Annotated in this window: 26 protein-coding genes; 16 read left to right on the forward strand and 10 right to left on the reverse strand. The window is 71.1% G+C overall.

What is annotated here, in order from left to right:
• The first annotated feature begins 55 nt into the window (after positions 1–55).
• The gene (locus HD593_RS48130) at positions 56–664 is read left to right on the forward strand and encodes a TetR family transcriptional regulator (protein ID WP_185109573.1); all 609 of its coding nucleotides are present in this window, start codon (positions 56–58) and stop codon (positions 662–664) included.
• 4 nt (positions 665–668) lie between these two features.
• Here HD593_RS48130 and HD593_RS48135 read toward each other — a convergent pair whose 3' ends face one another.
• Complete coding sequence (locus HD593_RS48135; RefSeq protein WP_148435015.1) at positions 669–1,247, reverse strand: YqgE/AlgH family protein; 579 nt, start codon at positions 1,245–1,247, stop codon at positions 669–671.
• A gap of 110 nt (positions 1,248–1,357) precedes the next feature.
• Between HD593_RS48135 and HD593_RS48140 the strand changes: the two genes are divergently transcribed.
• Positions 1,358–1,885, forward strand: coding sequence for a hypothetical protein (locus HD593_RS48140; protein ID WP_185109574.1), 528 nt, complete (start codon positions 1,358–1,360; stop codon positions 1,883–1,885).
• Between the two features lie 12 nt (positions 1,886–1,897).
• Here the strand turns inward: HD593_RS48140 and HD593_RS48145 are convergent, their stop codons facing one another.
• Positions 1,898–2,524 (reverse strand): TetR/AcrR family transcriptional regulator, encoded by a 627-nt coding sequence (locus tag HD593_RS48145; RefSeq protein WP_185109575.1) that lies wholly within the window; start codon positions 2,522–2,524, stop codon positions 1,898–1,900.
• Between the two features lie 92 nt (positions 2,525–2,616).
• Here HD593_RS48145 and HD593_RS48150 point away from each other — a divergent pair, with 92 nt between their 5' ends.
• The 4 genes from HD593_RS48150 to HD593_RS48165 all read left to right on the forward strand — a co-directional run bounded on the left by HD593_RS48150 (position 2,617) and on the right by HD593_RS48165 (position 7,013).
• Entirely contained in the window at positions 2,617–3,363 is a 747-nt protein-coding gene (locus HD593_RS48150) for an IclR family transcriptional regulator (protein WP_185109576.1), read from the forward strand.
• A 73-nt stretch (positions 3,364–3,436) separates the two neighbouring features.
• Complete coding sequence (gene glpK / locus HD593_RS48155) at positions 3,437–4,915, forward strand: glycerol kinase GlpK (protein ID WP_185109577.1); 1,479 nt, start codon at positions 3,437–3,439, stop codon at positions 4,913–4,915.
• Complete coding sequence (locus tag HD593_RS48160) at positions 4,912–6,471, forward strand: glycerol-3-phosphate dehydrogenase/oxidase (RefSeq protein ID WP_221525344.1); 1,560 nt, start codon at positions 4,912–4,914, stop codon at positions 6,469–6,471. Before glpK ends, HD593_RS48160 begins: the two co-directional genes overlap by 4 nt.
• A gap of 47 nt (positions 6,472–6,518) precedes the next feature.
• A complete protein-coding gene (locus tag HD593_RS48165) occupies positions 6,519–7,013 on the forward strand; it encodes a hypothetical protein (RefSeq protein ID WP_185109579.1) in 495 nt (164 codons plus the stop codon).
• Here the strand turns inward: HD593_RS48165 and HD593_RS48170 are convergent.
• The 4 genes from HD593_RS48170 to HD593_RS48185 form a co-directional block, all read right to left on the reverse strand.
• Entirely contained in the window at positions 7,010–8,419 is a 1,410-nt protein-coding gene (locus tag HD593_RS48170; protein ID WP_185109580.1) for an NAD-dependent malic enzyme, read from the reverse strand. The two genes, HD593_RS48165 and HD593_RS48170, sit on opposite strands and share 4 nt — an antisense overlap.
• 77 nt (positions 8,420–8,496) lie before the next feature.
• Entirely contained in the window at positions 8,497–9,126 is a 630-nt protein-coding gene (locus HD593_RS48175) for a cytidylate kinase-like family protein (protein ID WP_185109581.1), read from the reverse strand.
• Positions 9,127–9,135: 9 nt separating this feature from the next.
• The gene (locus tag HD593_RS48180) at positions 9,136–10,077 is read right to left on the reverse strand and encodes a tetratricopeptide repeat protein (protein ID WP_185109582.1); all 942 of its coding nucleotides are present in this window, start codon (positions 10,075–10,077) and stop codon (positions 9,136–9,138) included.
• Positions 10,061–10,612 (reverse strand): MarR family winged helix-turn-helix transcriptional regulator, encoded by a 552-nt coding sequence (locus HD593_RS48185; RefSeq protein ID WP_185109583.1) that lies wholly within the window; start codon positions 10,610–10,612, stop codon positions 10,061–10,063. Before HD593_RS48185 ends, HD593_RS48180 begins: the two co-directional genes overlap by 17 nt.
• Positions 10,613–10,842: 230 nt before the next feature.
• Between HD593_RS48185 and HD593_RS48190 the strand changes: the two genes are divergently transcribed.
• From HD593_RS48190 to HD593_RS48210, 5 genes are all read left to right on the forward strand, one after another.
• Entirely contained in the window at positions 10,843–12,444 is a 1,602-nt protein-coding gene (locus tag HD593_RS48190) for a hypothetical protein (RefSeq protein ID WP_185109584.1), read from the forward strand.
• Positions 12,445–12,472: 28 nt separating this feature from the next.
• Complete coding sequence (locus tag HD593_RS48195) at positions 12,473–13,144, forward strand: DUF4230 domain-containing protein (RefSeq protein WP_185109585.1); 672 nt, start codon at positions 12,473–12,475, stop codon at positions 13,142–13,144.
• Positions 13,145–13,298: 154 nt separating this feature from the next.
• Positions 13,299–13,451: a hypothetical protein gene (locus HD593_RS48200; RefSeq protein ID WP_185109586.1), complete on the forward strand. Its 153-nt coding sequence runs from the start codon at positions 13,299–13,301 to the stop codon at positions 13,449–13,451.
• A gap of 180 nt (positions 13,452–13,631) precedes the next feature.
• Positions 13,632–14,120 (forward strand): GNAT family N-acetyltransferase, encoded by a 489-nt coding sequence (locus tag HD593_RS48205; protein ID WP_185109587.1) that lies wholly within the window; start codon positions 13,632–13,634, stop codon positions 14,118–14,120.
• 104 nt (positions 14,121–14,224) lie between these two features.
• Entirely contained in the window at positions 14,225–14,587 is a 363-nt protein-coding gene (locus tag HD593_RS48210) for a hypothetical protein (RefSeq protein ID WP_185112785.1), read from the forward strand.
• Between the two features lie 10 nt (positions 14,588–14,597).
• On the opposite strand, the gene HD593_RS48215 is transcribed toward HD593_RS48210, so the two are convergent.
• On the reverse strand, positions 14,598–15,245 hold the full coding sequence (locus tag HD593_RS48215) for a TetR/AcrR family transcriptional regulator (RefSeq protein WP_312904271.1): 648 nt from the start codon (positions 15,243–15,245) through the stop codon (positions 14,598–14,600).
• Between the two features lie 97 nt (positions 15,246–15,342).
• Here HD593_RS48215 and HD593_RS48220 point away from each other — a divergent pair, with 97 nt between their 5' ends.
• Positions 15,343–15,717 (forward strand): nitroreductase family deazaflavin-dependent oxidoreductase, encoded by a 375-nt coding sequence (locus HD593_RS48220; RefSeq protein ID WP_185109588.1) that lies wholly within the window; start codon positions 15,343–15,345, stop codon positions 15,715–15,717.
• A 6-nt stretch (positions 15,718–15,723) separates the two neighbouring features.
• Here HD593_RS48220 and HD593_RS48225 read toward each other — a convergent pair whose 3' ends face one another.
• On the reverse strand, positions 15,724–16,911 hold the full coding sequence (locus HD593_RS48225) for an acetyl-CoA C-acetyltransferase (protein WP_185109589.1): 1,188 nt from the start codon (positions 16,909–16,911) through the stop codon (positions 15,724–15,726).
• Between the two features lie 86 nt (positions 16,912–16,997).
• Here HD593_RS48225 and mce point away from each other — a divergent pair, with 86 nt between their 5' ends.
• From mce to HD593_RS48240, 3 genes are all read left to right on the forward strand, one after another.
• Positions 16,998–17,420: a methylmalonyl-CoA epimerase gene (gene mce / locus HD593_RS48230; protein ID WP_185109590.1), complete on the forward strand. Its 423-nt coding sequence runs from the start codon at positions 16,998–17,000 to the stop codon at positions 17,418–17,420.
• A gap of 204 nt (positions 17,421–17,624) precedes the next feature.
• Complete coding sequence (locus HD593_RS48235) at positions 17,625–18,917, forward strand: DivIVA domain-containing protein (RefSeq protein ID WP_185109591.1); 1,293 nt, start codon at positions 17,625–17,627, stop codon at positions 18,915–18,917.
• A 146-nt stretch (positions 18,918–19,063) separates the two neighbouring features.
• Complete coding sequence (locus tag HD593_RS48240; RefSeq protein WP_185109592.1) at positions 19,064–20,194, forward strand: AI-2E family transporter; 1,131 nt, start codon at positions 19,064–19,066, stop codon at positions 20,192–20,194.
• A gap of 3 nt (positions 20,195–20,197) precedes the next feature.
• Here HD593_RS48240 and HD593_RS48245 read toward each other — a convergent pair whose 3' ends face one another.
• Positions 20,198–20,941, reverse strand: a complete 744-nt coding sequence (locus HD593_RS48245) for an alpha/beta fold hydrolase (RefSeq protein ID WP_312904272.1) — start codon at positions 20,939–20,941, stop codon at positions 20,198–20,200.
• 218 nt (positions 20,942–21,159) lie between these two features.
• Between HD593_RS48245 and HD593_RS48250 the strand changes: the two genes are divergently transcribed.
• A complete protein-coding gene (locus HD593_RS48250) occupies positions 21,160–21,642 on the forward strand; it encodes a CAP domain-containing protein (RefSeq protein WP_185109594.1) in 483 nt (160 codons plus the stop codon).
• Here the strand turns inward: HD593_RS48250 and HD593_RS48255 are convergent, their stop codons facing one another.
• Positions 21,643–22,401 carry an SDR family NAD(P)-dependent oxidoreductase gene (locus HD593_RS48255; protein ID WP_185109595.1) on the reverse strand — a complete coding sequence of 253 codons (759 nt, stop codon included), beginning with the start codon at positions 22,399–22,401 and terminating at the stop codon, positions 21,643–21,645. It abuts the gene before it with no gap.
• Positions 22,402–22,422 lie beyond the last annotated feature (21 nt).

Below are 22,422 nucleotides of genomic sequence, written 5' to 3' on the forward strand. Positions count from 1 at the left end.
TCGCCCTATGACATATGGCACACTGTGACAGAAAGGTTTCGAGGGAGTGACCACAGTGGGTCTTCGGGAACGCAAGAAGGAGAAGACGCGCCTGGCGATCCTCGACGCGGCGCTGGACTTGTTCCTCGAACAAGGATACGAGTCGACCACCGTCGAGCAGATCGCGGGGGCCGTCGAGATCTCCCCCCGCACCTTCTTCCGCTACTTCACCGGCAAGGACCACCTGGTGCTGCTCTTCCACGACCACGCCGAGGAGCTCATGCTGGAGTCCCTGGCGAGCCGGCCGCCGGACGAGCCGCCCTTCGCCTGCCTGATGCAGGCGATGCGCGCCGTCCTGGCCGACCTGGAGGGGGCGACGCCCGATGACGCGGAGCGGTTCCTGAAGCTGCGGCGGCTGTTCGACGAGCATCCGCGCCTGGTGGGCCTGTCGGCGGCCAGGGGCGCCCGGACTGAGCGGCACCTGGCCGAGGTGATCGCCGCGCGCAGGGGCGTGGACCCCGACCGGGACCAGCTCACGCACCTGATCGTGGCGTTCGCGATGTCCACGATGCGTGTCGGGTTCGAGTGCCCGCGCAACGACGGCACGATGACGGAGGTCAGGCAGCGGATGGCGGAGTGTGTCGCGCTGGCCGAGCGCTCCCTGCGGCCCGGCTGGGACCTGTAGCCGGCTAGTTCATGGTCGGGTCGTCGGGGCAGGTCGCCACGAAGGCCAGCTCGCCGCGCTGGCGCCGGAGCACCCGCCGCCACAGCGAGGCCGGGTCGGCGTGGAAGGTGTCGCCGACCTCGGAGTCGACGACGTACCAGGCGCCCTCGGCGATCTCACTCTCGAGCTGGCCCGACGTCCAGCCCGCGTACCCCGCGAAGATGCGCATCTGCGCGATCTCCCCCTGGAGGATCTCGGGTGGCGCGTCCAGGTCGACCGTGCCCAGCCGGGCCACGGCGTCGGTGCCGGCGTGCAGCCGGCGCCACCCCAGCGGCTCCTCCCCGCTCGGCACCGCCGCCAGCGCCAGCGCGCTGTCGGTCTGTACGGGCCCGCCCTCGAAGAGCACGGAGGGGCCGGTCACCAGGGGATCCCACACAGGCAGCACCTGCGTCACCGAGATGTCACTGGGCCGGTTGAGCACCACGCCCAGGGTGCCGCCGTCGTGGTCGTGTTCGAGAATCAGCACGACGCTACGCCGGAAGTTGGGGTCGTCGAGGAGTGGCGTCGCCACCAGCAACCCGCCGACGTAGATCGCTTCCGCCATACATCCATCATGTAGTACCTGCGCGGGTGCGCGCTCCCCCAGTGTGTCGATGTTACTTTTCGTACACGCATGGGAACTTTAGGTAGCGAAATTCGCACTTGGGGGATCATATGCGTACCGGACTCCGCCTCACCCTGGCCGCCCTGCCACTGGGCGCCATCGCGCTGCTCCCCTCCGCCTCCGACGCCCAGGCGCGCGACTGGCCCTGGCCCCGGCACGACGGCGGCGACCCGTTCACGATGACCGTGGACGACGTGGGGTGCCGTTCGGGCAAGGCGGCCGTACGGCTGCACAACCAGACCCGCCAGCTCGCCCGCTTCGACCTGAAGGCCGACGGGACCAGCGTGGCGAGCGGCTCGATCCCGGCCCGCAAGACCATCGTCCGGCACGTGCCGGTGGGCAAGGGCAGCGGTGCCGAGATCGAGGCGTACTCGGTGAGCGACCACGAGCCGGAGACGCTGATCGACTCCAGCCACGTCGACAACGACTGCCCCTGGGGGCATCGCCGCCACGGCCACCTGCCCTACACGGGCCCGCCCGCCGACCTGATGGGAAAGCTGGCCACGGCGGGCGGCCTCGTGGTGATGGGCGGCATCCTGTGGTGGTACGGCTCGATCTGGCCGCGATCGAGCCCGTGACGCCGCTCGCCCTCAGCCCGGCGGGACCTCCACGACGAACGCCCCGGCCCTGGCGGCGGCCAGCGTACGGGCCACGGCCTGCTCGGCGACCACCCGCGTCACCGGCTCTCTCGTGACCACCAGCCGGTAGTAGAGCGGGGCCGAGACGGCCCTGATCACCTCACCCCCGTCGGTGCCCTCGGGCAGCTCCCCGCGCCGCACGGCCAGGTCCACGACCTTGGCCCACTCCTCGATGCGGCGCAGGTAGAACGCGCGCAACGCCTGGGCCGCCTGCTCGTCGGAGGTGGCGGCGGCGATGACCGCCTGGAACGTCACCCCGAGCCGCCCGTCGTTGAGCGCGTCGAGCACGGCCAGCGCGTTGGCGCGCAGGTCCCCCTCGACGCTGCCGGTGTCGGCATGGTCGGAGGACTGGTTGGCCAGCTCGTTCATGAGGTCGGCCACGAGTCCGGGAGTGCTCCCCCAGCGCCGGTAGACGGTGGTCTTGCCGACGCCCGCCCTGGCCGCGACCTGGTCCATGGTCAGGCCGTGGAAGCCGCGCTCGACCAGCTCGTCCTGGGTGGCCTCCAGGACGGCCGCGCGTACCCGGGCTGTGCGGCCACCCGGCCGCACGGTTCCCGCCGAGCGGGAAAGTTGGTCCATCAAGTCTCCTTCACGTGGCAGACAGTTTACCGGCACACTCGTCCCGTTAAGGCGGGTGTTCGGCATTGCCGAACTGCGCTAGGGTTCCCGGTGTGGGAGAGACGATTCAATCGGTGGAGCGCGCCGCCGCGATCCTACGGCTGCTCGCCTCCGGTCCACGGCAACTCGGAGTGGCCGAGCTGGCGCGGGCCCTCGGCCTGCCGAAGGGGACGCTGCACGGCATCCTGCGCACCCTGGTCCACGTGGGTTTCGTCGAGCAGGACGCGGCCACGGGGAAGTACCGGCTCGGCGCCACGCTGCTCCATCTGGGCAGCAGCTACCTCGACGTCAACGAGCTGCGCACCCGCTCCATCAACTGGGCCGACGCCCTGGCCGGGCGCAGCAGGGAGAGCGCCTGGATCGGCACCCTGCACGAGGGGCACGTCCTGGTCATCCACCACGTCTTCCGCCCTGACGACAGCATGCAGACGCTGCAGGTGGGCACATACCTGCCGACGCACGCCAGCGCCCTGGGCAAGGTCCTGCTGGCCCACGACCCGTACGGCGAGGGCACCCGGCCGCTGGAGGCCCGCACCAAGCGCACGATCGTCGACCCGGCCGCCCTGGAGGCGGAGCTCGACGAGGTCAGGGCGCGGGGCTGGGCGGCCGAGATGGAGGAGCTGACGGAGGGCGAGGTGGCCATCGCCGCCCCGATCAAGGACCGCCGGGGCATCGTGGTGGGCGCCATCGGCATCCGCGGCGCGGTCGAACGGCTGGCCGCGGACGGCCGGCTCAACATGGAGTTCGTCTCCTACGTACGCGACGCCGCCAGGGCCATAACCCGCGACCTCGCCCGATGACACTTGAACAAGCTTCGACGGACCACATACCATTCGTTCGGCATTGTCGAACCATAGTCTTGCGAGGAACCCAGTGCCTCGACCGCACTACGTCGCAGCCATCGACCAGGGCACCACGTCCAGCCGGTGCATCGTGTTCGACGAGCCCGGCAACATCATCTCCGTCGCCCAGCGCGAGCACCGCCAGATCTTCCCCAAGCCGGGCTGGGTCGAGCACGACGCGGACGAGATCTGGCAGAACGTCCGGACGGTCCTGACCGAGGCGGTGAGCGGCGCCGGCATCGAGGACGACCAGATCGCCGCCCTGGGCATCACCAACCAGCGCGAGACCACCGTCCTGTGGGACCGCGCCACCGGCCGCCCCGTCTGCCCCACGGTCGTCTGGCAGGACACCCGCACCGACGCGCTCACCCGCTCGCTGGCCGAGCACGAGGGCCTGTTCAAGGAACGCGCCGGGCTGCCGCTGGCGACCTACTTCGCCGGGCCCAAGATCCGCTGGCTGCTCGACGCGTACGGCCTGCGGGAGCGCGCGGAACGCGGCGAGGTGCTGTTCGGCACGATGGACAGCTGGCTGCTGTGGAACCTCACGGGCCGCCACATCACCGACGTGACCAACGCCAGCCGCACGATGCTGATGAACATCCACACCCTCGCCTGGGACGACGAGCTGCTCGCCGCGATGGGCGTGCCGCGCGCGATGCTGCCCGAGATCCGCTCGTCCGCCGAGATCTACGGCCACACCGAGGCCGGGATCCCGGTGGCCTCGGCGCTCGGCGACCAGCAGGCGGCGCTGTTCGGGCAGACCTGCTTCGCGCCCGGCGAGACCAAGAGCACCTACGGCTCGGGCAGCTTCCTGCTGATGAACACCGGCACGCAGCCGGTCGTCTCCAAGCACGGCCTGCTGACCACCGTCGGCTACCGGATCGGCGACGGGCCCGCCACGTACGCGCTGGAGGGCGCCATCGCGGTCACCGGCTCCCTGGTGCAGTGGCTGCGCGACAACCTGGGCCTGATCTCCAGCGCGGCCGAGATCGAGACGCTGGCCAAGACGGTCGACGACAACGGCGGCTGCTACTTCGTCCCGGCCTTCTCCGGGCTGTTCGCGCCGCACTGGCGCTCGGACGCGCGTGGCGTGATCGCGGGGCTGACCGGGTTCGTGAACAAGGGGCACCTCGCGCGGGCCGTGCTGGAGGCCACGGCGTGGCAGACGCGCGAGGTCGTGGACGCCATGAACGCCGACTCGGGGCTCGACCTGACCACGTTGCGGGCCGACGGCGGCATGACCGCCGACAACCTGCTCATGCAGACGCTCGCCGACGTGCTGGCCGTGCCGGTGATCCGGCCGATGGTGGCCGAGACGACCGCGCTCGGCGCCGCGTACGCCGCCGGCCTGGCCACCGGCTACTGGCCGGACCTCGACACCCTGAGCGCCAACTGGCACAAGGCCGCCGAATGGCGGCCCTCGATCGACGAGGCGGCTCGCGACCGCGAGTACCGCAACTGGAAGAAGGCCGTGGCCCGCACCCTGGGCTGGGTCGAGCAGGAGGGATGACGGCGATGACGACCGCGATCGGCACCGACCGGGCGGAGGTCCGGCAGGAGCTGGCCACCACCACCTACGACCTGCTCGTGATCGGGGGCGGCATCCTCGGCACGTCGGTGACGTGGATGGCCGCCCAGGCGGGGCTGCGGGTGGCGATGGTCGACGCCGGCGACTTCGCCGGGGCCACCTCCAGCGCCTCCTCCAAGCTCGTCCACGGCGGCCTGCGCTACCTGCAGACCGGCAACGTCAAGCTGGTGGCCGAGAACCACCGCGAGCGGCGTGCCCTGGCCGCCGACATCGCGCCGCACCTGGTCAAGCCGCTGACGTTCCTGGTCCCGATCTACAAGGGCGGGCCGCACGGTGCCGCCAAGCTGGGCGCGGGCGTGTTCCTGTACTCGGCGCTGTCGGTGTTCGGCGACGGCATGGGCAAGGTGATCACGCCGCAGCAGGCGCTCGCCAAGGTGCCCGCGCTGCGTACGGAGGGCCTGCGGGCCGCCGCCGTCTACGGCGACCACCAGATGAACGACAGCCGCGTCGCGGTCATGACCGTGCGGGCGGCCGTGGACGCGGGCGCGACCGTGCTCAACCACGCCGAGGTCGTCGGGCTGCGCAAGACGTCCGGCAGCGTGACGGGCGCCGAGCTGCGCGACCGGCTCGACGGCGCGGAGTTCGGCGTGACCGCCCGGCTCGTGCTGAACGCCACCGGCCCCTGGGTGGACCACCTGCGCCGCATGGAGAACCCGGACGCCGCCCCGAGCATCCGGCTGTCCAAGGGCGCCCACCTGGTGCTGCGCCGCCACGAGCCGTGGAAGGCGGCGCTGACCACGCCGATCGACAAGTACCGGGTGTCGTTCGCGATCCCGTGGGAGGACCACCTGCTGCTGGGCACCACGGACGAGCCGTACGAGGGGGATCCCGGCGCCGTGAGCCCGACGGACGCGGACCTCACGCAGATCCTCGACGAGGCGGGCCACTCCGTACGCGACGAGCAGCTCAGGCGCGAGGACATCACCTACGCCTTCGCCGGCCTGCGCGTGCTGCCCGGCGGCCCGGGGCAGGTGACGGCGGCCAAGCGCGAGACGGTGCTGAGCCGCGGCTCCGGCGGCATGTTGTCGGTGGCCGGCGGGAAGTGGACGACGTACCGGCACATCGGCAAGTACGTGCTCGACATCCTCGCCCACCTGCCGGGGCGGCCCCTGGGCGACGACCTGGCCGACATCCTGCCGGCCGTGCCGCTGCCCGGCCTGGCCAGCCCCGACGCGGTCGCCATGCGGCTGTGGACCGACCGCGACCCGGGCACGCGCATGGACCCCCTGGTGGCCAGGCACCTGGCCACGCACTACGGGTCGATCGCGTTCGAGCTGGCCAAGCTCATCAGGGAGGACGCGGCGCTGGGCGAGCGCATCCACCCGGACGGGCCGGACATCTGGGCCCAGGCCGTCTACGCCCGCGACCACGAGTGGGCGGCCACGGTGGACGACGTCGTACGCCGCCGCACCACGCTCACCGTACGCGGCCTCGACACGCAGGACGTGCGCACCAGGATCGCGGCCCTGCTCGGCTGAGCCGAAGCGGGAGGTGGCCTCTCCCGCGACCTGGGCAGGGGATGGGCATGCGCACTCCCATCAACGAAGCCCTGCTCAGGCACTTCAAGGACCTGCGCGACGGCGACCACGGCGACGCCGTCACGCGGGAGGACAAGGAACGCGTGTTCGCCAGGGCCGTCGAGCTCCTCGACCCCGTGGCGCGCCGGGCACTCGACGAGGCCAACGCCGACCTGCTGCTCGGCACCGGCCAGGTGGTGGCCAGCGGGGTCACCCGGTCACGCGAGGGCGGCCTGAACGCGATGTGGTCGCTGACGTGGCGGCAGCAGCGCGAGAGCGGCGTGCAGCCGATCGCGGTGGTGGCCCACTTCGGCTGCGACTTCCACCACCCGCACCTGCGCGGCAACACGGTCGGCGACTGGCCGCTGAACGTCTTCGACGAGGCGGACGCGGCCGGCCAGCTCGACACGCTGCGGGTGATCGCGGCCGGCGACGCGCACAACCTGGTCTTCCAGGAGAGCTACCGCCTGATGCCCGCGATCACCACGCCGGCGCATCATTAGGCCTCGGTGAACCCCCTGGCCCGGCCGCCCGCGGACTCGCGCACGGCCGCGGCGACGGCCGTGGCCACGTCGGGGTGGAACACGCTGGGGATGATGTAGTTCGGGCCCAGCTCCTCGGGCGTCACCACGGCGGCCAGCGCGTTCGCGGCGGCCAGCAGCATCTCCTGCGACACCCCGCTCGCCTGGGCGTCCAGCAGCCCGCGGAACACCCCGGGGAAGGCCAGGACGTTGTTGATCTGGTTGGGGAAGTCGGAGCGCCCCGTCGCCACCACGGCGGCGTGCTGGGCGGCCTCGTCGGGCGAGACCTCCGGCTCCGGGTTGGCCAGCGCGAACACCACCGCGTCCGTGGCCATCGCGGCGATGTCGTCGCCGGTCAGGATGCCGGGGGCGGAGACGCCCACGAACACGTCCGCGCCCTTGACCGCCCCGCGCAGGTCGCCGGAGTACCCCTCGGCGTTGGTGTGGTCGGCGATCCAGCGCAGCGACTCGTCGAGGTCGTCGCGGCCCTTGTGCACGGCGCCGAGGTAGTCGCAGACGACGACGTTGCGGGCGCCGGCGGCCAGCAGCAGCCGCAGCACGGCGTTGCCCGCCGCGCCCGCGCCCGCCATGGTGATCTTGACCGTCTCGATGTTCTTGTTCACCACGCGCAGCGCGTTGGTGAGCGCGGCCAGCACGCAGATCGCGGTGCCGTGCTGGTCGTCGTGGAAGACCGGGATGTCGAGCAGCTCGCGCAGCCGCCGCTCCACCTCGAAGCAGCGCGGCGCGCCGATGTCCTCCAGGTTGATGCCGCCGAAGCCGGGCGCGATCACCTGCACGGTGCGGACGATCTCGTCGACGTCCTGCGTGTCGAGGCAGATCGGCCACGCGTCGATGCCGGCGAAGCGCTTGAACAGCGCCGCCTTGCCCTCCATGACCGGCAGCGCCGCCTCCGGCCCGATGTTGCCCAGCCCCAGGACGGCCGAGCCGTCGGTGACCACGGCCACGGTGTTGCGCTTGATGGTCAGGCGCCGCGCGTCCTCCTTGTTGCGGGCGATCGCCATCGAGACGCGGGCCACGCCCGGCGTGTACGCCATGGACAGCTCGTCACGGTTGCGCAGCGGCACCTTGGACTTCATCTCGATCTTGCCACCGAGATGCATGAGGAACGTGCGGTCGGACACCTTGTGGATGACGACGCCCTCGACGGCCTCGAGCTGGTCGACGATGGCCTGGGCGTGGTCGGTGTCCCTGGCCGCGCAGGTGACGTCGATGCGGAGCTTCTCGTGCCCCGCGTTGGTGACGTCGAGGGCGGTCACGACGCCCCCGGCCGACTCTACGGCGTGGGTGAGCTGGCTGACGGCCTTGCCGCCGGCCGGCACCTCGAGACGCACGGTGATGGAGTACGACACACTCGGGACGGTCGCCACGTCAATCGCTCCTTCGGGACTGACCAAGAATGCATCCATGTTAGGGGCTGTTGACTGTGGCCTGACTCGGCGCTGGGTCAATCGAGCGCCTCGGCCGCCAGAACGATCAGCTCGACGCACGCCGGCACCGGGATCGTGGTGCTGTCGAGAACCAGGTGATATCGGCAGGGATCAGCGGGATCGGCCCGGTAGAAGTGCCGCACGTAGGCGTTGCGGGCCCGGTCGTTGTCCTCGATGATCCGGCGGGCCTCGCGCTCGCTGAGCTCGCCCAGCGTGGCCGTCTGCTTCACGCGGCGCTGCAGCGGGGCGTCGAGCCTGACGTGCAGCGCGCCCGGGTGATCGGCCAGCACCACCGCGCCGGCCCTGCCCAGGAACACCCCGCCCTGGTTGCGGGCCGTCTCCGTCAGCATGCGCTCGGTGCGCCGGACGAACTCCTCGGGCGCGAGCGGCATCGCCCCGGGGACGTACATGTCCACGCCGCCGAACGTGACCGTCGGCAGCCGTACGGCGCCCGAGAACAGCCGGGCCAGCCCGTGCTCGGCCCGGTCGTCGTGGGCCAGCGCCTCCTCCAGCGTGCAGCCCAGCTCCTCCGCCACGGCACTGGGGATCGCCCGGTCGACGAAGGGCACACCGAGGCGCTCGGCGACGGCCGGGCCGATCTGGCTACCGGCCGTGCCGTATGTCGCCGATATGGTAACGACCCGCATATCTCCAGGTTAGAACAGAGCGCTGGCCAAAGCTCTGCGCGCTTTCGCCAAAGATGGGTCTTCCGCGGGCAACGCCTCGAACAGGCCGAGCAGATGCTTCCTGGCCTTGTCGCGATCGTCGCCCGAGGTGCGCTTGACCACGGCGATGACGCGCGCGAACGCCTCGTCCACCGCGCCGGACAACATCTCCAGGTCGGCGGCGAGCAGCTGGGCGTCGAGGTCGGACGGGTCCTGCGCGCGCCGCTGCACGTCGGCCGGGTCGGCCGTGGCCGTGCGCTTGATCAGGTTGACCCCCGCGAGCCCCATCTTGGCGTCCTCGTCGCCCGGCGCGCGGGCCAGCAGCCGCTGGTACGCCGCGATCGCCGCGTCGAAGTCGCCCCGGTCGATGGCCTGCTCGGCCGCCACCAGGTCGGGGTCGGCCGGCGGCCCCGCGGGCGCCTCGGGCCCCTCCTGCTCGGCGTCGGCCGGGCGGGCGCCCGGGTTGGCCTGGTAGAACTGCTCGACCGCGCCCATCAGCTCGTCGAGCCAGCGGCGCACCTCCTGCTCGGGCAGCACCTGCTGGAAGCCGGTGACGGCCTGCCCCTGGAAGATCGCCAGCACGGTCGGCACCGCCTGCACGCGCAGCGCCTGCGCGATCTGCGGGCTGGCATCGACGTTGACCTTGGCCAGGACCACCTTGCCGCCCAGGTCGCCGACGACCTTCTCCAGCACCGGGCTGAGCTGGGCGCTGCCCGGCGCCCTCGGCGACCAGAGGTCGAGAACGACGGGCACGGTCATGGACCGGTCGATGACGTCGGTCGTGAACGTCTCCTCGGTCACGTCGACGATCGAGGCCGACGAGGCCGCCTGGGGACCTGCCGCCTCCCGCCGGGCCTGCGCCTCCAGAGCCTGCTTGCGCGCGCCCAGGTCCACCGCTCCGTAGAGGGACCCAGGCCTAGAGAAGTCCGCCATGCCCTTCATCTTGCCGCATGGACGAACCCGGGAAGTCACCCGCCGCCACCCTGAGGGTGCGCAACTGGTCGAACATCCGGTGGAGTTCGTCCTCGGCGTACATCGTCAGGCCGAACTCGGCGGCCATCAGGTCGGCGGTGGCGCGCCGTACGACGTCGCGGCCGGCCTCGGTGATCTCGGCCAGCACGCCGCGGCCGTCGCGCGGGTTGGGCAGGCGGCGGACGAACCCGGACTTCTCCAGCCTGTCCACCGTGTTCGTGACGCTGGTGGGGTGAACCATGAGACGTTCGCCGATCTTGGACAGTGGCAGCGCGCCGGTCTTGCTGAAGGTCAACAGGACCAATCCCTCGTACCTGGCGAAGGTCAAGTCGTATGGCTTCAGGAGCGAGTCAAGTTGCGACAGCAGGATCTGATGCGCTCTCATGATCGAGGTAACGGCCGCCATGGCGGCGGAGGGCCCGAAGTGAGCACGCCAGCTCTCCGCGGCGCGGTCGATCGGGTCGAACGGCAGGTTGAGCGGCTTCGGCTGCGACACAGCGCTACGGTAGCGCGCCTCTCGTCCCGGTTCGTCTGATCACTCTCTGCGACAGGCTTCTTCGCTTGACCAAGAATCCGGACATCAATCATCACGCTCAGTTATGGTTCTCCTACGTATGGTGACGCGGATGCCAAGTCCAGAGGCCGTGGGGACGGCCGGGACCACGCGTGTTCCGTGGCACCGAGGGGCACGGGGGGTGCGCTTGATGAACGTCAACGGGGAAAAGGGTGCGTGAGCACGCGGGCGTTTCACGAGAGGAGCTGAAGCACAGCGCGGCCGTCACGGTTGCCGTGCTGCTGGCTGTCGGCCTGTTCGCGGCGTGGAACGTCCTGATTCCAGGCGTGGACGCGTGGGAGAACATCGTGGCCGCGGTCATCGGCTCGCTCCGGCTGACCGGGCCGGTGGCGGCGGCCTTCGCCGCCTGGGTGGCGCTGCGCAAGCGCCGGGCGCTGCGCGGGCGCTCGCTCACGACGTGGCGGGCGCTCAAGGCGCCGCTGGCGATCGTGATGGTGGTGGTGGGCTCGTTCGGGGCCACGGTGCTGGTGCTGGCCGTCAAGACGGTGCTCACCGACCAGGCGGGACGGCTGAGCCTGACCGGGCTGGCGATGGGCATGGCGGGGCTGGCGCTGTACTCGGTGATCGGGTGGGTGGCCGGCTGGGTGGTGCCCCGGCCGTTCACCCCGCCGCTGGCCGGGCTGGCCTGCTACGGGCTGTTCTCGTGGCTGGCGGACGACCGCGGTTGGGCCGACAAGCTGGCGCCGGGGACCGGGGAGCCGTACGACCTGTTCCAGGGGCTGAACGGGGCGCCGTTCTTCGACCAGACGATCTGGCTGCTGGGCATCACGGCGGCGCTCCTGCTCGGCTGGGCGGCGCTGGTCACCAGGCAGGCCCTGGTGCTGGCGTGCGCGCTGCTGTCGGTGCTGGCCGCGGCGATGGGCGTGTCGCGGGTGCTGGCCCAGCCGAAGCCGGCCGCGGCCGTGGACATCGCCTACGCCTGCCAGGAGTGGCCGATCACGGTGTGCGTGCATCCGGGGATGCGGGCGGGGCTGACCGAGCTGGGCGCGGCGTTCACGCAGATCGCCTCGCGGCTCGCCGGGACGCCCGCCGCGTTCACGCGGGTGGAGCAGCGCCCGCTGGACGACCCGCTGAAGCCGTCGAACGGGCTGGCGCCGGTGCACGTGCCCGACCTGTCCGCGGGGTTCGCGGAGGAGGCGGCGCACGAGTACATCGAGGCGCTGGCCCCCAGGTGCCAGAGCGCGGTCACGGAGGGTTACCGGCAGATCGTGGTGGCCTGGCTGCGCGGCGAGCCGCTGCCCGGCACCCCGCTGCCCGAGCACCACTACGCGACGACGTCGTTCTCCTCGTGGAGCGAGCACCAGCGCAGGGAGTGGCTGCGCATGTTCTACAGCGACTTCCAGGGATGCCGCCTGTCGAGTACGCACTTCGGCGGCGGCCCCTCGCAGGCGCAGGTGGCACCGCAGGTACGGCCCACTCCCGAGTCGAGCCACGTCTACCCCGTGTACCCGGGGCCGGGCGGCACCACGCCGACCGGCACCGCGACCGGCACGCCGGGGGCGGGCTCCACGCCGGCGCAGCGCCAGGAAGCCCCCGCCGACCGGTGGACTCCCGACACGTCCGGGGTGAGCTGGCCGGTGTTCGACCCCGGACCACAGGAAACCACCCCGTCGCAGGACCCTGACGTGGCCGGGGCGCCGGGCGCCGCCGAGGCGTCAGAGCAGCTCCCCGCCTCGCACGAGCACCCGGGGCGCGGTCCGCAAGGAAACGGCCACGGCTGGGGAGCGAAGATGTCACCAAAGGGCTGGCACTGATGATCGCCTGACGGGTAGTCATGCTCGCATGACGACTTCCCAAACGGCGTCGCCCGAGGTGACCCCCGGGCGACGCCGCCGGTGGCGATATCTGGCCGGCCTGCTGGTGCTGGCGGTCCTGCTCGTCGTGGGCGGCCGGCTGGCCTGGTCCTGGCTCAACCCGCTGGGCGAGCAGAGCATCGACCGCAGCCAGCCGGTGCTGCTGCAGTCCATCAAGGACCTGAGCCGGTTCGAGGCCGCGACGGGCACCTTCCAGGTGGTCGTGGACCTGGAGAAGGACGCCAACTTCCTGCCCGACGCGATCAAGGGCACCCGCACGCTGTTCGTGGGGGCGGGCGGGGTGGACGCCTACGTGGACTTCTCCGGCCTGGCGTCGAACGGCGTGACGGTCTCGGAGGACCGCACCCGGGCGACCGTACGCGTGCCGCGCGCCCAGTTGGAGAAGCCCAACCTCGACAACAGCCGCTCGTACGTCTTCGCCCAGCAGCGCGGCCTGTTCGACCGGGTGAGCGACTTCCTGTCGGGCTCCCCCACCGACCAGCGGGAGCTCTACCTCCTGGCCGAGAAGAAGATCACCGAGGCGGCCGTGGCCAGCGACCTGCGGGCCAGGGCCGACGCCAACACCAGGGCCATGCTGTCCGGCATGCTCAAATCGCTCGGCTTCTCAAAGGTCGAGGTCAAGTTCACCGACGAGCCCTAAGCACCCTCACCTGCGCCTTAGGTCTCCTGTGCACCCGCCTAAGTACCTCCCTATCTGCGCCTTTGCCGAGAGATAAGGCATCCGCCCGATGTGCCGGAGGGGGCCTTAGGACGAACCTTGAGAGTGCAGGGAACGAGACAAGGGAGCAGTCGGAATGAACGCCGAACTCGAATACTCCGTGATGCAGCACCACGCGGCCGAGCTGCGCCAGGCCGCCGCCGAGCAGCGGCGCGTACGCGAGGCGAGCAGGACCCGGCCGGCCGAGCGCCGTCACCGCTCGGTCTTCGCCCGGTTCCTCGTCTCATGACCGCCCACAAGCAGCCCGGCCGCAACCTCCCTCGCGGCCGGGCTGAATCGCCCCCTTAGCGGGGCGACGGCGCCCCGGCTCGCATTCCTGGTCGAGCCGGTGGCAGGACGCCACGGAGCCCCGGTCCATTCCTGGTCGGACCGGGGCTTCGCGCTGTCCGCCCGCCGACCGTGAGGCAGGATGAGCGCCATGATAGAGATCGGCTTCCTGGCCGAACCGGACCGCGCCCGCTGGGAGTCGCTGGCCCGCGGCAAGGACGCCTACTTCGAGGTCGAACGCGGCGACGACGACTACGAACGGACCTGGCGGCGCCTGCTCGACGACGACCGGATCCGCGGGATCGCCGCCCGGCTGGACGGCGAGCTGGTCGGCATCGCGCACTACCTGTTCCACGCCAGCGTCTGGTACGCCGGGAGGTGCTATCTGGCGGACCTGTTCGTGGACGCGGAAGTCCGGCGGCGCGGCATCGCGACGACCATGATCGAGTGGGTGGCCCGGGACGCCAAGGAGCACGGCTTCCCGAGCCTCTACTGGAACACGCTGGAGGACGCCCCGGCCCGCGCGCTCTACGACAAGGTGGGCAGGCACCACCGGGGGCTCATCCACTACGCCTACCGGCGTGACGCGCCCCGGGCCGTCCTGGACCGGCCAGAGCCCGGATCGCGGTGAAGCCGGTCGGCGGGCTCTCCGGCTCCCGCGGCGGGCAGCACGAAAGCGCGGCTGGGGAGCCGCGCCCGTTGTGCGCACGCGGGCCGAAGGCCGATGATGCCGGTATGCGCAAGCGGGTGCTGGTGTGGGGCGGGGCCGCGGTCGCGGTGGTGGCCGCGGCGGCCCTGATCGTCTACTTCGTACGGGTCGGCCTCGACGACGCCGACAAGCTGGCCAGCGTGATCGCGCTCTTCGTCACGGCGGCCGGACTGGGGGTCGCGATCCACGGCCTCCGCGGCCGGGAGCACGCCGAACCCCAGCCTGGCGGCGTGACGGCGTCCGGGGCGGGGTCGGTCGCCGTCGGGGGCGACAATTCGGGCATCATCTCCACGGGCGACGGCACGACGAACATCCACATGAGCGCCGAGGCCTCCGGCCAGGGACGCGTCTACCAGGCCGGCGGCGACCAGACGATCGACGAGCGATGACCGCGCGGCCTCACCGCCGGGCTTCGAGCGCGTCCAGGATCAGGTCCAGGCCGTAGCCGAACTCGCTCGTGTAGTCGTAGCCCGGCCGCATGGCGTGGTCCACGATCATCTCGGTGAGGTACGGCATCTCGTCCGCCGGCAGCCCCTCCAGGATGTTGCCCGCCACGTCCTCCATGTCGTTCGGCGTCATCACCGGCAGGTTCGCCTCCTGCAGCACGAACCCGCCGACGTAGCTGTCGATGAGCGAGACGGCGTGCGCGGCCATCGGCAGCGTGAACCCGGCCCTGCGCAGGACCCCGAGCACGGCGTCGTGGTGCCGCAGCGTCGCGGGCCCCGGGTTGCGGCGGGAGTCGATGAGCCCGAGTGCCCAGCTGTGCCGCGACAGCACCTCCCGCGCGGAGAAGGCACGCACCCGGATCGCCTCGCGCCAGTCGTCGTACCCGGCGCCGGGCAGCTTGATCGCCGCGAAGACCATGTCGACCACGCCGTCGAGGATCGCGTCCTTGTTCGGCACGTGGTGGTAGAGCGACATCGCCTCCACGCCCAGCTCCTGTGCCACCTTGCGCATCGTGATCGCCTCGACCCCGCCGCGATCCGCGACCCGGATCGCCGCTTCGAGCACGAGGCCTCTGCTGAGCGGGTGTGAGGGTGGTGACACGACGAACTCCGGCGATTTGGACTGTTGACAACCTTACAAGCGTAAGACAGCCTTACGCATGTAGCCCACCTTACATGTGTAAGAGGAGGAGATGGCGATGCCGATGCCGTTGTGGTGGGGGCACGTGAACAAGCGGGTGTTCAACCCCCTCACGCTCGCCCGCGGGAAGTCGCCGGTGCTGGTCCACGTCGGGCGCGTCTCCGGCGCGACGTACAACACCCCCCTCGACGCACATCCCGTCGAGGGGGGTTATCTGTTCGTCCTGGTGTACGGGTCGCGCTCGGACTGGGTGCGCAACATCCTGGCGTCCGGCACGGCGCGGCTCCTGGTCGACGGCAAGGAGGTGGAGCTCACCGCGCCGCGCGTGGTCGGGCGGCAGGAGGCGTTCCAGGCTCTCGCCGACGACGTGACCCGGCCGCCGAAGGTGCTCCGCATCACCGAGTTCCTGCGGATGGACCTGGCGGCCAGCTGACGACCGTCAGGCCCTGGGGACGGTGATGAGGAGGGCGTCGCCCTGGCCGCCGCCTCCGCAGAGGCCCGCCGCGCCGAGCCCGCCGCCCCGCCGCTTCAGCTCGTACGCCAGCGTCAGCACGATCCTGGCCCCCGAAGCCCCGATGGGGTGCCCCAGGGCGATACCGCCGCCGTTGACGTTGACCTTGTCCAGCGGCACGCCCAGCTCCTTGGCCGACTGCAGCACCACGCTGGCGAACGCCTCGTTGATCTCCACCAGGTCCAGGTCGGCCGCCGTCACGCCCTGCTTGGACATGGCGTGCTTGATGGCGTTGGCCGGCTGCGACTGCAGGGACGCGTCGGGGCCGGCGACGTTGCCGTGACGGCCGATCTCCGCCAGCCAGGGCAGGCCGAGCTCCTCGGCCTTCGCCTTGGACATGACGACCACCGCGCAGGCGCCGTCGGAGATCTGGGAGGCCGAGCCGGCCGTGATGGTGCCGTCGGCGGCGAAGGCGGGGCGCAGCTTGGCGAGGGTCTCCGCGGTGGTGTCGCCGCGTACGCCCTCGTCCTCCTTGACGACCAGCGGCTCGCCGCGGCGCTGCGGGATCTCGACGGGGACGATCTCGTCCTCGAAGACGCCGTTCTTGATGGCGGCGGCGGCGAGCTGATGGGAGCGGGCCGACACGGAATCCTGCTCCGCGCGGCCGATGCCGAGCCGGGTGTTGTGGCGCTCGGTCGACTCGCCCATCGCGCACTGGTCGAAGGCGCAGAACAGGCCGTCGTGCGCCATCGAGTCGACGACCTGCGAGCCGCCGTACTTGACGCCCTTGCGCAGGCCGGGCAGCAGGTGCGGGGCGTTGGTCATGGACTCCATGCCGCCGGCCACCACGATCTCGAACTCGCCGGCCCTGATGAGCTGGTCGGCCAGGGCGATGGCGTCGAGGCCCGACAGGCAGACCTTGTTGATGGTGATCGAGGGGACGGTCATGGGGATGCCGGCCTTTACGGCGGCCTGGCGGGAGGGGATCTGCCCGGCGCCGGCCTGGAGGACCTGGCCCATGATGACGTACTCGACGGCTTCGGGCGCGACGCCGGCCCGCTGGAGGGCGGCCTTGATCGCGATGCCGCCCAGCTCGACGGCCTGGAGGCCGGACAGTGAGCCGAGGAGCTTTCCGATGGGGGTGCGAGCTCCGGCGACGATGACGGAACTGGACATGACAACGGCCTCCTGTGCTCGCGCGTCCGGTCTTTTGACACGATACCCACGAGTACGCAGTCGCTCGCCATGGAGGTAGGCCACACATGTTCATGCGGATCGACCACATCGGGATCGCCTGCCGTGACCTGGAGGAGAAGATCGAGCTCTTCTCCCGCACGTTCGAGCTCACGGTCGTGGCCAGGGAGGTCAACGAGGAGCAGGGCGTCAAGGAGGCGATGCTGCACATCGCCGACGGCGAAGGTGGGGGCTCCTACATTCAGCTCCTGGAGCCTCTCTCCGACGACTCTCCTGTGGGAAAATTCCTGGCGAAGCGGGGCGAAGGCGTCCACCACGTGGCGTTCGGGGTTCCGGACGTCGAGGAGGCCATGGCCAGGATCGGCGAGAAGGGTGTGAGGCTGCTGGACGAGCGTCCCCGCCACGGGTCGATGGGCTCGCAGATCGCATTCCTGCACCCCAAGGATGTGGGCGGGATGCTGACAGAACTAGTCCAAGCGGCCAAGCAATAGCAAACCCCCGCAAAACGTAAAAAACGTTCATATGTAACTAGTCACGCATAAAGATGGACGGGGCTTCGCAGGTGGCACCAGCGGAGTACGCTTGACCTTCCACCGGACATGGGGCCTGCCGAGAGGCACAGGCTCCTGGTACGGATGCCCCGAACCCCCCGTCCGGCCCGTGTAGCCGTCTCGACAACCCAGGATCGAGCCTCCATGCAGTCCGACATCGACGCCCAGCTCAACAACTTCTTCGAGGACGCCCCCGCACGCGAGTTCGACGTGGTGCTCCGGGGTTACGACCGGCATCAGGTCCACGATCACCTCAAGCAGCTCGACGGGGAGCTACGCCAGGCCCGCGAGCAGGTTGCCAGCCTCCAGCGCGACCTGTCCGACTCCCAGCGCCAGCTACAGGAGCAGGAGCGCCCCACCTACTCCGGCCTGGGCGCCCGCATCGAGCAGCTGCTCCGGCTGGCCGAGGAGCAGGCGACCGAGCTCGTCCAGGCCGCCAGGTCCGAGGCCAACGAGATCAAGGCCGCGGCCAAGGTCGACGCCGCCGACATGCGCGCCGCCGCCGAGGCCGAGGCCGCCGAGAAGCGCGCCCAGGCCGCGCGCGAGAGCGACGAGATGCGGACGACCGCCGAGCGGGAGGCCGAGGACATCCGCTCGACCGCGCGCCGCGAGGCCGACGAGCTGACCAACACCACCGAGCGGGAGGCCGCCAAGCTGCGCGCCACCGCCGACCACGAGGTGGCGGAGAAGCGGGCCGACGCCGAGCGGGAGATCGCCAAGCTGCGCACCACCACGGAGCGGGAGGTGGCGCAGCTGCGCGCCTCCACCAAGCGCGAGCGCGACGAGGTGCTGACCACCGCCAAGCGGCAGGCCGACGAGATGCGCGCGCAGGCGCAGCGGGTGCTGGAGGAGTCGGAGGCCAAGCGGGCGCAGGACGAGGCGGAGTTCGAGATCCAGCTCGCCTCCCGCCGCGAGGAGGCCGAGCGCCAGGAGGCCGAGCGCCACGCCACCGCCCAGGCCGCCACGCAGAAGCTGGTCGCCGAGGCCGAGCAGCGCGCCGCCACCGCCGAGTCGCGGGCCACGAAGGCCACGCAGCAGGCCGACCAGACCCGCCGCGAGGCGGACCTGCACGCCAAGCAGCTCGTCGCGAACGCCCGCAAGAGCTCCGAGACCATCGTGGCCGAGGCCAAGACCAGCGCCGAGACCATCGTCACCGAGGCCAAGAACGAGGCCGAGCGCACCCGTACGGCGATGCAGCGCCAGGTCGACGAGCTCACCCGCCAGCGTGACAGCATCACCAGCCACCTGGCCCAGCTCCGCCAGCTCCTCGGCGGCGCCGCCCTGCCGGGCATGGAGCCGGAGCCCGCGGTCACCGCGGCCCCGCCGAAGCCCGCGCTCGCCGCACCCGCGCCCGAGCCGGTGGCTCCGCCCACGACCCCCGCGCCCAAGGTGGAGGTCAAGAAGGCCGACGACGACGCCGAGTGGTGGCAGGAGTAACGCCGGCGATCACGACACGGGGCTGAACGACGGCTGGGGAGAGCCTGGCGGCCGAAGGGTCGCTAGGCTCTCTCTTTGCCGTCGGGCGTGTACGAAGTGGTACGAGTCCGTCATGCTGTGTTGCCGATCCCCCTGGAGTGTCCCCCTTGTCCGCAGACGTCGAGCCGGTGACCGAGCAGGAAGAACAGGCCCCCGAGCAGCCGAAGGCCCAGGAGAAGGCCGGCGGGTCCGAGTCGTACGGGCTGCCCGGCAAGCCGCTCTCCCGCGGCCCCTTCCTCTTCGGCCTGGTCGGCGGCCTGGGGGTGCTGACGGCGATCGCGCTGGCGCAGATGATCGTGGCCTCGCTGAGCACGATCATCCTGATCGTGGTGGCGATGTTCCTGGCCGTCGGCCTGAACCCGGCCGTCGAGGCCCTGCAGCGGCGCGGCCTGGCCAGGCGGGGCGCGATCTCGATCGTGTTCGCCGGGGTCATCGTGGCGTTCGCGCTGTTCGGGCTGGCGATCGTGCCGCCGGTGAGCAAGCAGCTCACCGAGTTCATCGACGCGGTGCCGGGCTACATCACGGAGCTGAGCAACCATCCGACGCTGCGCCAGCTCGACCAGGACTACCAGATCCTGCCGCAGCTCAGGACGTTCGTGACGGGCACGCTGGGGCCGTCGCTGGCGACCGGCATCATGGGCGCGGGGCTGGTGGTCCTCAACGGCGTGTTCACCACGGTGACGCTGCTGGTGCTCATGCTGTACTTCCTCGGCTCGCTGCACACGATCAAGGACTACCTGCTCAAGCTCGTACCGGCCTCGCGCAGGACGCGGACGCGCGCGATCACGGAGGAGATCCTCACCGGCATCGGCGGGTACGTGGCGGGCAACGTGCTCATCTCGGTCATCGCGGGCGTGGTGACGTGGATCTTCCTGTCGATCGCGGGCGTGCAGTACGCGCTGGCGCTCGCCCTGGTCGTGGCGCTGACCGACCTGATCCCGCTGGTGGGCGCGACGATCGGCGCAGTGCTGGTGACCGCGGTCGCGCTGCTCGACTCGTGGCCCGCCGGGATCGCGTGCGCCATCTTCTTCGTGGCCTACCAGCAGGTCGAGAACTACCTCATCTACCCCAGGGTGATGAAGCACTCGGTGAACGTGACGCCGGCGGTGACGGTGATCGCCGCGCTGTTCGGCGGCGCGCTGCTCGGCATCGTCGGCGCCCTGCTGGCCATCCCGGTGGCCGCGGCGATCTCGCTGATCATCCGCGAGCTGGTGCTCCCGCACCAGGATCAGGCGTGACCCCTACCTCGGCACGCCGCCGAGCTGCGCCTTGAGGAACTCGATCACGGCCGTGTTGAACGCCTCGGGCTGCTCGACCGCGCTGAGGTGCCCCGCCTTCGGGATGATCTCCACCTTGCCCTCCGGCACGGCCTGCGCCATCGCCTCGGCGTCGGAGGGCGGCGACAGCTCGTCCTCGTCCCCCACGATGATCAGCAGCGGCACCTTGAGCCCGCTCAGCGTCTCGAACGAGTCGGGCCTGGCGGCCATGGCCCGCTGGGCCCAGGCGACGGCGCCCGGCGGCGCCGACTGCACCAGCCCCTTGACCCGGCCGAACACCATGGCCCGCCGCTCCCTGGTGGTCCGCCCGATGAGCGCGGGCAGCACCTCGGTGACCAGCACCTCGTTGCCGCCGGACAGCACGGCCTGCGCGATGCGCTCCCTGTTGTCCCGCGCCGCGGGCGGGTCGGCGCCGGCCTTGGTGTCGGCCAGGATCACCCCGAGCACCCGGTCGGGGTGCCGGCGGCAGAACGCCATCGTCACGTAACCGCCCATCGACAGCCCGCCGACGACCGCCCTGTCGATACCCTCCTCGTCGAGCAGCCTCGCGACGTCGTCGGCCATCAGGTCCAGCGAGGGCTCGTCCTCGCCCAGCCGCGACCCGCCGAAGCCGCGCAGGTCAGGGGTGATGACCCGGCAGACCCTGGCCAGCCCTTCCCGCTGGGCCAGCCACATGGCCGACGAGAGCGGGAACGCGTGAAGCAGCACAACCGGGACCCCGGTCCCGGCAGATCTCGTGTAGAGCTGCACGGATCACACGGTAGCCCGGTTCACGGCGACAATCACTCAATGGCTCATGCCGATCGGTCCCGACTACGCCGACAAAAGCCACACTCAGCCAATGTCCGCCATAAATCTGACATTGCCCGACGAATAATTCACGCGCACAATCCAGGCACAGAGACGTGCATTCCGAGGTGACAGGCATGACAGGTCCCACAGGCATGGCAGGCACCCGTCCAGCGCTCCCCGACGCCACCAACGCCGGCTTCCTGCTCCAGGCGCTGCACGAGACGAACGCCCACCGCGCCCGCCACCACGTCCCGCCCCTCGTCATGGACCCGCTGCTGGTCGAGTACGCCAAGACCAGGGCGGCCGAGATATCCAGGCGGTCCGGGTACGGCCCCGTACGAGCGGGCACCGGCGAGATCGTGTACCGGAGCGAGGGCGAGGACATGAGCGAGGCCGCCGAGGCCGTGGCCGGCTGGTACGCCCAGCGCATGGGCTACGACTGGAACGATCCGCGCCCCTGCCACTTCAGCCAGCTCGTCTGGAAGGCCGGCAAGGCGATGGGCGCCGCCCGCGTGGCCGGCCAGGGCCAGGACCACTACGAGACGGTCATCGTCTTCGTCTTCGAGCCCCCGGGCAACGTGGACGGCGAGTACGAGGAGAACGTGCCGCCCGCGTGATCAGACGGCGGTCGCGCCCCCGTCGACGAACAGCACCTGCCCCGTCATGTACGCCGACGCCGCGCTCGCCAGGAACACGGCAGGCTGCGCCATCTCCTCGGCGGTCCCCCACCGCCGCATCGGCACGCTCGCCACCGTGGCCGCGCCCGACGCCTCGTCCCCCCACAGGTTGCGGTTGAGGTCGGTGGCCGTCCACCCGGGGCACAGGGCGTTGACCCGCACGCCGGAGCCCGCCCACTCCACGGCCAGCGTCTTGGTCAGCGCCACCAGCCCGGCCTTGGCGGCGGCGTACGGGGCGAGCAGGGGCGCGCCGAGCGCGGCCACGGAGGCCACGTTGATGACCACCCCGTCACCCCGGCCGAGCAGGTGGGGAGCGGCCGCGTGGCAGACGGCCATGGCGGAGTCGAGGTTGAGCCGCATCAGCTTGTCCCACCCGGACAGCCGCAGGTCCTTGAACTCGACCAGGAAGTTCGACCCGCCGGCGTTGTTGACGACGATGTCGAGGTGCCCGAGCCCGCCGATCGCGGCCGCGACGGCGGAGGCGGCGGCCTCGCGGTCGGTGAGGTCGGCGGGGATGACGACCGCGCGCCGCCCCAGCGCCTCGATCTCCTTGCCCACCTCGGCCAGCGTCCCGGCCGAGCGCGAGACGAGCGCCACGTCGGCTCCTGCCTCGGCGTACGCGAGCGCGATGGCCCGCCCGATCCCCCTCGACGCCCCGGTGACCAGGGCCTGCTTACCCGCGAGATCGAACGCGCCCACGCCGCCTCCTCCATGACCGGA

Source organism: Nonomuraea rubra, assembly GCF_014207985.1.
Lineage (GTDB): Bacteria > Actinomycetota > Actinomycetes > Streptosporangiales > Streptosporangiaceae > Nonomuraea > Nonomuraea rubra.

Coding starts and splice junctions, on each gene's coding strand:
- HD593_RS48135 (WP_148435015.1), bottom strand. CDS start 1,247: ATGGCGGAAGCGATCTACGTCGGCGGGTTGCTGGTGGCGACGCCACTC.
- HD593_RS48140 (WP_185109574.1), top strand. CDS start 1,358: ATGCGTACCGGACTCCGCCTCACCCTGGCCGCCCTGCCACTGGGCGCC.
- HD593_RS48145 (WP_185109575.1), bottom strand. CDS start 2,524: ATGGACCAACTTTCCCGCTCGGCGGGAACCGTGCGGCCGGGTGGCCGC.
- HD593_RS48160 (WP_221525344.1), top strand. CDS start 4,912: ATGACGGCGATGACGACCGCGATCGGCACCGACCGGGCGGAGGTCCGG.
- HD593_RS48165 (WP_185109579.1), top strand. CDS start 6,519: ATGCGCACTCCCATCAACGAAGCCCTGCTCAGGCACTTCAAGGACCTG.
- HD593_RS48175 (WP_185109581.1), bottom strand. CDS start 9,126: ATGCGGGTCGTTACCATATCGGCGACATACGGCACGGCCGGTAGCCAG.
- HD593_RS48180 (WP_185109582.1), bottom strand. CDS start 10,077: ATGGCGGACTTCTCTAGGCCTGGGTCCCTCTACGGAGCGGTGGACCTG.
- HD593_RS48195 (WP_185109585.1), top strand. CDS start 12,473: ATGACGACTTCCCAAACGGCGTCGCCCGAGGTGACCCCCGGGCGACGC.
- HD593_RS48200 (WP_185109586.1), top strand. CDS start 13,299: ATGAACGCCGAACTCGAATACTCCGTGATGCAGCACCACGCGGCCGAG.
- HD593_RS48205 (WP_185109587.1), top strand. CDS start 13,632: ATGAGCGCCATGATAGAGATCGGCTTCCTGGCCGAACCGGACCGCGCC.
- HD593_RS48210 (WP_185112785.1), top strand. CDS start 14,225: ATGCGCAAGCGGGTGCTGGTGTGGGGCGGGGCCGCGGTCGCGGTGGTG.
- HD593_RS48220 (WP_185109588.1), top strand. CDS start 15,343: ATGCCGATGCCGTTGTGGTGGGGGCACGTGAACAAGCGGGTGTTCAAC.
- HD593_RS48225 (WP_185109589.1), bottom strand. CDS start 16,911: ATGTCCAGTTCCGTCATCGTCGCCGGAGCTCGCACCCCCATCGGAAAG.
- mce (WP_185109590.1), top strand. CDS start 16,998: ATGTTCATGCGGATCGACCACATCGGGATCGCCTGCCGTGACCTGGAG.
- HD593_RS48235 (WP_185109591.1), top strand. CDS start 17,625: ATGCAGTCCGACATCGACGCCCAGCTCAACAACTTCTTCGAGGACGCC.
- HD593_RS48250 (WP_185109594.1), top strand. CDS start 21,160: ATGACAGGTCCCACAGGCATGGCAGGCACCCGTCCAGCGCTCCCCGAC.